Annotated in this window: 5 protein-coding genes; 1 reads left to right on the forward strand and 4 read right to left on the reverse strand. The window is 72.3% G+C overall.

Annotated elements, in window-relative coordinates; translation table 11 throughout:
* Positions 1-9: 9 nt before the first annotated feature.
* Positions 10-1,290, forward strand: a complete 1,281-nt coding sequence (locus ACZ63D_RS29465) for an ABC transporter ATP-binding protein (protein ID WP_465357618.1) — start codon at positions 10-12, stop codon at positions 1,288-1,290.
* 1 nt (position 1,291) lies between these two features.
* On the opposite strand, the gene ACZ63D_RS29470 is transcribed toward ACZ63D_RS29465, so the two are convergent.
* From ACZ63D_RS29470 to ACZ63D_RS29485, 4 genes are all read right to left on the reverse strand, one after another.
* Entirely contained in the window at positions 1,292-2,548 is a 1,257-nt protein-coding gene (locus ACZ63D_RS29470) for an MFS transporter (protein ID WP_465357619.1), read from the reverse strand.
* Positions 2,549-2,593: 45 nt separating this feature from the next.
* Positions 2,594-4,054 carry an aldehyde dehydrogenase family protein gene (locus tag ACZ63D_RS29475; RefSeq protein ID WP_465357620.1) on the reverse strand — a complete coding sequence of 487 codons (1,461 nt, stop codon included), beginning with the start codon at positions 4,052-4,054 and terminating at the stop codon, positions 2,594-2,596.
* Positions 4,051-5,667: a thiamine pyrophosphate-dependent enzyme gene (locus ACZ63D_RS29480; RefSeq protein ID WP_465357621.1), complete on the reverse strand. Its 1,617-nt coding sequence runs from the start codon at positions 5,665-5,667 to the stop codon at positions 4,051-4,053. Before ACZ63D_RS29480 ends, ACZ63D_RS29475 begins: the two co-directional genes overlap by 4 nt.
* Positions 5,668-5,761: 94 nt before the next feature.
* Positions 5,762-6,466 carry an IclR family transcriptional regulator gene (locus ACZ63D_RS29485; protein WP_465357622.1) on the reverse strand — a complete coding sequence of 235 codons (705 nt, stop codon included), beginning with the start codon at positions 6,464-6,466 and terminating at the stop codon, positions 5,762-5,764.
* Positions 6,467-7,083 lie beyond the last annotated feature (617 nt).

Here is a 7,083-nt window from a genome sequence, read left to right on the forward strand (position 1 = left end):
GGTATTCCCATGTCCGAAGTCCTCGTGTCCGCCGAGCACGTCAGCAAAAGCTTCCCCGGTTCCGCGGGCGACGAACTGCGCGTCCTCGACGACATCACCCTCGACCTGCGCGCGGGCGAGATCGTGGCGCTGCTCGGCCGGTCCGGCTCCGGGAAATCGACGCTGCTGCGCACGATCGCCGGGCTGATCGGCCCGACCCGCGGCACCGTGCGCTATCGCGGAGAAGAACTCGACGGCGCGAATCCGGGTGCGGCGATGGTGTTCCAGACCTTCGCCCTGATGCCGTGGCTGACCGTGCAGGACAACGTCGAACTCGGCCTCGCCGCGCGCGGGGTCCCGCCGAAAACGCGCCGGGAGCAGGCGCTGCGGGCGATCGACCTGATCGGTCTCGACGGCTTCGAATCCGCTTATCCCAAGGAGCTTTCCGGCGGGATGCGGCAGCGCGTCGGCTTCGCCCGCGCGCTCGTGCTCGAACCGGACGTCCTGCTGATGGACGAACCGTTCTCCGCGCTCGACGTGCTGACGGCGGAAAACCTGCGCACCGAGCTGATGAGCCTGTGGCAGCGCGACGATTTCCCGACGAAAGCGGTCTGCATCGTCACGCACAACATCGAAGAAGCGGTTCTGCTCGCCGACCGCGTCTTCGTCCTCGGTGCCAACCCCGGCACCCTGCGCGCGGAAGTGGAGATCGACCTCGCCCGCCCGCGCGACCGCAAATCTCCCGCGTTCGCCGCGCTGGTCGAGCGGCTCTACGACCTGCTCACCGGACGCGACCCGGCGGCCGTCGAACCCGCGCAGGCCACGCCCACCGCACGGCCGCTGCCGCCCGCGTCGGTCGGCGGGCTGGCCGGGCTCGTGGAGCTGGTGCACGCCCGCGGCGGGCACGCCGATCTGCCGGACCTCGCCGCCGAACTCAGCTTCGAGGTCGACGACCTGCTGCCGCTCGTGGACGCCGCCGCCCTGCTCGACCTCCTGTTCGTGGCGGGCGGCGACCTGCACCTCACCCCGGTCGGCACCGCTTTCACCACCGCGGACATCCAGACCAGCAAGAAGATCTTCGCCGGTCAGGTCCGCGACCGGGCGCCGCTGGTGCGCACGATCGTCAACGCGCTCACCGCCAGCTCCGACGGCACGCTGCGCGCGGAGTTCTTCCTCGACCTGCTCCGCCGCGGCTTCTCCGCCGCCGACGCCCGGCAGCAGCTCGACACGGCCATCGACTGGGGCCGGTACGCCGAGCTCTTCGACTACGACACCGACAGCGACCGCATCGCCCGGACGACCGCCGAATAGGTCAGCCCTCCGGCGCCGGAACCGCGTCCGGCGCCGGGCTGTCCACCGGGGCATCCGGTGCCGGGTCCCGGTTCACCACCGCGATCGCGAGCGCCCCGATCACCGCCACCACCGCGAAGAGGTAGAAGCCCCACGGATACGCCAGCCCCGCCGACAGCAGCAGCCCGGTCACCAGCGGCCCGGACATCGCGCCGAACCGGCCGATCCCGCTCGCCGCGCCGAGTCCGGTGCCGCGTGCCTCGGCGGGGTACACGCGGGCGATGTACACGTAGACCAGCACCTGCGAGCTGAAGGTGAAGACCCCCGCCAGCAGCACGCCCACGTACACGCTCGCCCCGGGCAGCTTGATGCTCAGCAGCGCCAGGAACACCGCGGCCGCGGCGAACCACGCGATGCTGGAACGGCGGTAGCCGATCCGGTCCGCCACTCGGCCGCCGACCAGCAGGCCGAGCACCGCGCCGACGTTCAGCACCAGCAGCAGCGCCAGTGCCGCGCCGAGTTCGTAGCCCGCCGCGCGCATGATCTGCGGCAGCCAGGTGTTCAGGCCGTACACCAGCAGCAGCCCCATGAACGACGTCACCCAGAACGCGATCGTCGCGCGGCCGTAGCCGTGCCGGAACAGGACGCCGAGCGGATTCCGGGCGCGCCGCGCTTCCTTCGCCCGCTCCAGCGCCTTCGACTCGGGCAGGAATTTCACCATGAGCGGCACCAGCACCAACGCGGGAGCGGCTCCGATGACGAACATCCACTGCCAGCCGAACCGTTGCAGCACCAGGATTCCCAGCAGTGCGGTGAGCACCGCGCCGACGTGGTAGCCGGTCATCAGCACGGTGGTCGCGCTGCCGCCGCGGCCGATCCGCGCGTATTCGGTGATCAGCGCCAGCGCGGTCGGCAGCACGCCGCCGAGCCCGAGCCCGGCCAGGAACCGCAGCGCGCCGAACAGCCACGGCCCGTTCGCGAAGGCGCAGAGCAGCGTGCAGACCGAGAAGCTGATCACGGTCAGCAGCATCATCCCGCGGCGGCCGAACAGGTCGCTGAGCGGGCCGATCGCGAACGCGCCGACCGCGACGCCGAGCAGCCCGACCACGGAGATCAGCGACGCCGTGTTGGGGTCGAGCCCCCAGGCTTTGTCCTTGAGCAGCGCGGGCAGCACGACGCCCAGCACCACCAGGTCGAACCCTTCGAGCGCCACCGCCGTCCAGCACAGCGGGGCCACCCAGCGGGCGTAGCGCGCCCGGGGATCGGTCGAGACCGTCATGTCATCACCTGCGTCGTCGGAGGGGACCTGGTCGAAATACTGCGGTTAAAACGGGTACTGCGGAAGGTCGCCGCGCACGGTGACCCACTGGGTTTCGGTGAACGCCTCCAGGTTGGCCTGCGCGCCGCCGTGCCGGGAACCGGTGCCCGAATCCCCCACCCCGCCGAACGGCGCGAGGGCTTCGTCGTTGACCGTCTGGTCGTTGACGTGCACCAGACCGGACGGGATCCGCTCGGCCAGCGCCAGCCCCCGCGCGGCGTCCCGGGTCAGGATGCCCAGCGAAAGCCCGTATTCGGTACCGCCGGCCAGCCGCACCGCTTCGTCCACAGTGGAGAACGGCACCACCGGGGCGACCGGGCCGAACACCTCCTGGGCGTATGCGGGCGCGGCGAGCGGGACGTCGGTGAGCACGGTCGGGCGGTAGAACAGGTCTTCGTAGGTGCCGCCGGTGGCGATCTTCGCCCCGGCCTCGGCGCTGCCGGTGACCACCGAGTGCACGCGGTCGCGCTGCCCCGCGTCGATCAGCGGACCGAGCGCGACGTCGCCGTTCGCCGGGTTTCCGACGGTCAGCTTGGCCGCGTGTTCGGCGAGCGCTGCCGCGTAATCGTCGGCGATTTCCGCGGCGACCAGGTGGCGTCCGGTCGCCATGCAGATCTGCCCGGAGTGGTTGAACGAACCGAACGCGCCGACCGACGCGGCCTGTTCGACGTCCGCGTCCGCGAGCACGACCAGCGCCGAGTTGCCGCCGAGTTCGAGGTGCACGCGCTTGAGCCGCTCCCCCGCCGCGGCGGCGATCCGGCGGCCCGCGCTGGTCGAGCCGGTGAACGCGATCACGCGCACCAGCGGATCCTCGACCAGCGCCGCGCCGACGTCCGCACCGCCGGGCAGAAGGTGGAACAATCCCTCGGGCAGACCGGCTTCCTCGAAGATCCGGGCCAGCACGACGCCGCCGCACACCGCCGTGCGCGGGTCGGGCTTCGCCAGCACGGCGTTGCCGAGCGCCAAAGCGGGCGCGATCGCGCGGATCGACAGGATCACCGGTGCGTTGAAGGGCGAGATCACGCCGACCACCCCCGCCGGAACCCGGCGCGCCATCGACAGCCGGGGCTGGCTGGAACGCAACAGTTCCCCGTACGGATGCGCGGCGAGCGCGGCGGCTTCGTGGCATTCCTCAGCCGCGACCGCGCGGGTCTGGAACTGCGCGAACGCCCGCGTGGCACCGGATTCGCGCACGAGCCATTCGTCGATCTCGTCGCCGTGGTCCTCGAAAAGCCGCGCCGCGCGGCGCAGCACCCGTGCCCGCTGGTCGTACGGGAGGGCGGCCCATTCCCGCTGCGCTTCCTTCGCCGCGGCCGCAGCCTTCGCGACATCCTCCGGAGCTGCCGCGCCGACCCGGGCCAGTGTCTTCCCCGTGGCCGGTTCGACCGCGTCATATTCGCCGCCACCACCGGGGATCCAGCCGCCGGAGAAAATCTGGCCCTGCCATCCGTTTCCGGGCAAGGTCATGCCGTCACCGCCACTTCCAGCACCAACGGCTCCGTACGCGCGGCCAGCGTCGGCAGCACCTCGTTCATCACCGACTCCAGTTCTTCGTAGGTTTCCGCGCGCCGCGCCGGGCAGCCGAGCGACTTCGCGAGCCCGCTCACACTGACCTCGCCGAACCCGGGCCACGGCGCTTTTCCGCCCCCGGCAGTGCGTTCGCCGTGCCCTCGGGCGAGTTTGTCCATGATCGCGTAGCCGCCGTTGGACAGGACGAGCACGAGCACACCGGCCCCGTAGTGCGCGGCGCTCCACAATGCCTGGATCGAGTACAGCGACGAACCGTCCCCGATCACCGCCACCACCGGACGTTTCAGCCCACCCATCCGCAGCCCGATCGCCGCCGGAATGCCGAAGCCCAGCCCGCCCATCGCCGCGCTGAGGAACCCGAGCGGCTCGCGCGCCGGGACGAGCGCGTGCAACAGCGGACGGCTCGACGGGGATTCCTCCACCAGCACGGTATCCTTCGGCAACCGGCGCGCGAGCAGGCCGAACACGTGCTCCGGCCCCAGCGGCGCACCGTCCTGCGGTTTCCCGGGAAGCTCGACCGTCCGGCCGATCTTTCCCGGACCCGATTCCCGCGCCGGAACCAGTTCGGCCAACGGCCCGCACACCGCCGACGGCCGCGCCAGCACGGCGAGGTCGACCGGGCTGCGGTGCGCTTCGTTCGGATCGTCGGTGACGACCGCGATGCGCGTGCCCGGCTCGGTCAGCTGTCCGGGCTCCCGCGGATACTGGCGGAAAACCGGCGCCCCGACCGAGAGCACCGCGTCGTGCCCGGACAGCGCTTTCCGCAGTTCCGCCCGGCCTGGCGGCAGATGTCCGGCGAACTGCGGATGGTCCTGCGGGAACCCGGCGCGGGCGGCGAACGCCTCCTGCCACACCGGGCACGCGAGCTTCTCCGCCAGCGCGGTCAGCCCGCGCCACGATGCGGCGTCGTCGGCCCCGGCACCCGCCACGAGCACCGGATTGCTTGCCGCACCGAGGAATTCCGCCAGCTCGGCGAGCACCTCGGGCTCGGCGGCGTTCGCGCGGACCACCTTGGCCGGGGCGGGCAGCGGCTCGTCGACGGCGGCCGGCTCCGACCAGTCGTCCATCGGCACGATCACCAGCGCCGGGCCGCGGTGCTCGCGCGCCTCGTGCCACGCGCGGGCGAGCGCGCCCGGAACGTCCTGCGCCCGCGGCGGTTCCGCGATCCACACCGGCGTGGGCCGGGCCAGGTCGTCGAGCCGGTGCCCGGTCAGGAACGGCTCCAGCGCGAGGTGCCGGCGATCCTGCTGCCCGACCAGCACGACCAGCGGCGCGCGGTTGACCCGGGCGGTCGCGAGCGCGCCGACGGCGTTGCCGAGCCCCGCGGTGGTGTGCAGGATCGCGACCGCGGGCCGGTCGTTCGCGAGCGCCCAGCCGGTCGCCATGCCGACCACCGAGCCCTCGTGCAATGCCAGCACGAACTCGAGGTCGTCGGGCAGGTCGGTGAGCAGCGCGATCTCGGTCGACCCGGGGTTGGCGAACACCGTCGTGGCGCCGAACCGGCGCAGCACGTCGAACGCGGCGTCGCGAACGGTCGGGGCAGGGCTCACGGACTTCTCCTCGGCAGTGCGGCAGCGGGCGTCCGGAGTCTCCAGGCCCGGCGCCGCGCCGCCCAGCCCCTCTTCCGCTCAGCGGAAAAGTTCGTCAGCCTTGCAATGCCCGCGTGACCCCGAGCGCCGCCATCCGGACCACCGGCACCAGCGGCGACAAATTCGGCGTGCAGCTCGGCACCACCACGGAAATCGCCGCGACGACCTGATCGCCCGGCCCGCGCACCGGAGCCGCGACCGACGACGCGCCCTCGGTCATCTCGTTGCGGGAGATGCAGAACCCCTGCAGCCGGACCTCGGCCAGCACCTGCCGCAGCCGCGCCGGATCCGTGATCGTCCCGCTGGCCCGCCGCTCCAGCCCGCCGCCCGACAGGACGGCTTCGAGGCGTTCCGGCGGCGCGTGCGCGAGCAGCACCTTGCCCGGCCCCGTCGCGTGCAGCGGAAGCCGCAGCCCGACCCGCGAGGTGACGACGACGTCCGGATGCGCCTCGAGCTTTTCCAGGTACAGCGCGCGGTCTCCGTCCAGCACCACCAGATGCACGACTTCGTGCGTCACCTGCAGCAAATCCTGCAGAAACGGCAGCGCGACGTCCCGCAGCTCGCGCCCGCCCGGCGCCTGCGCCCCGAGCTGCCACAACCGGAGCCCGATCCGGTAGCGGCCCCGGCCGGTACGCTCGAGCGCGCCCCAGCCGGTCAATTCGGCCAGCAGCCGGTGCACCGTGGCAGGCGCGAGCCCGGTCGCCCGGGTGATCTCGCCGTGAGTCTGCTCGGGTCGGCCGGACAGGAAGGAATCCAGCACCGCGAACGCGCGGCTCAGGACCGTGCGCCCGGGTTCGGCGGCGTTGCCGGCGATCGCGTGCCTCCGGGGCTGCGGTGGAACAGGACGGGGACTGGCCGCCCATCATCCGCCAGTCCCGCGGACACGGCAACCCGCCGTCCCCCTGACTGTCCACACGCGACACTGGGCCGCTCCCCCGCCGCCCGCTGTCGGTGAGGGGAACCCTAAAAGACTCTGATTCCCTCAGGGGACCCCTCACGACCGGCAACCGTCCGTGAGGGCCACCTTCACGTACTTAGATCCCCCAAGAAGCCCTTCACGACCCGCCCCGCACCGCCGCTCGGGTGCGTCCCATGCACCCAATGCCGCATCGGTGCGCCAACCCCCGCCCGCGAACCCGACGCACCCGAGCGCCCAAGCCCCGCGCACCCACCCCACGAAACCGCAGCCAGCCCACCCCGCCAAACCCAGGCACCCAGCCCCCTCCCTGCACCCCGATACGAAGCCTTCCTGCGGTTCGGGGGTGGTTGTCAAGGCACCCTTTCCCCCTCTCCCACCCCCCCCACACCCCCCCCCCCCCCCCCCCTCCGTGGTTTTCCCCACCCCCCCCCCCCCCCCCCTCCCCCCCCCCCCACAAC

This window comes from Amycolatopsis sp. NPDC104775, from assembly GCF_055583325.1.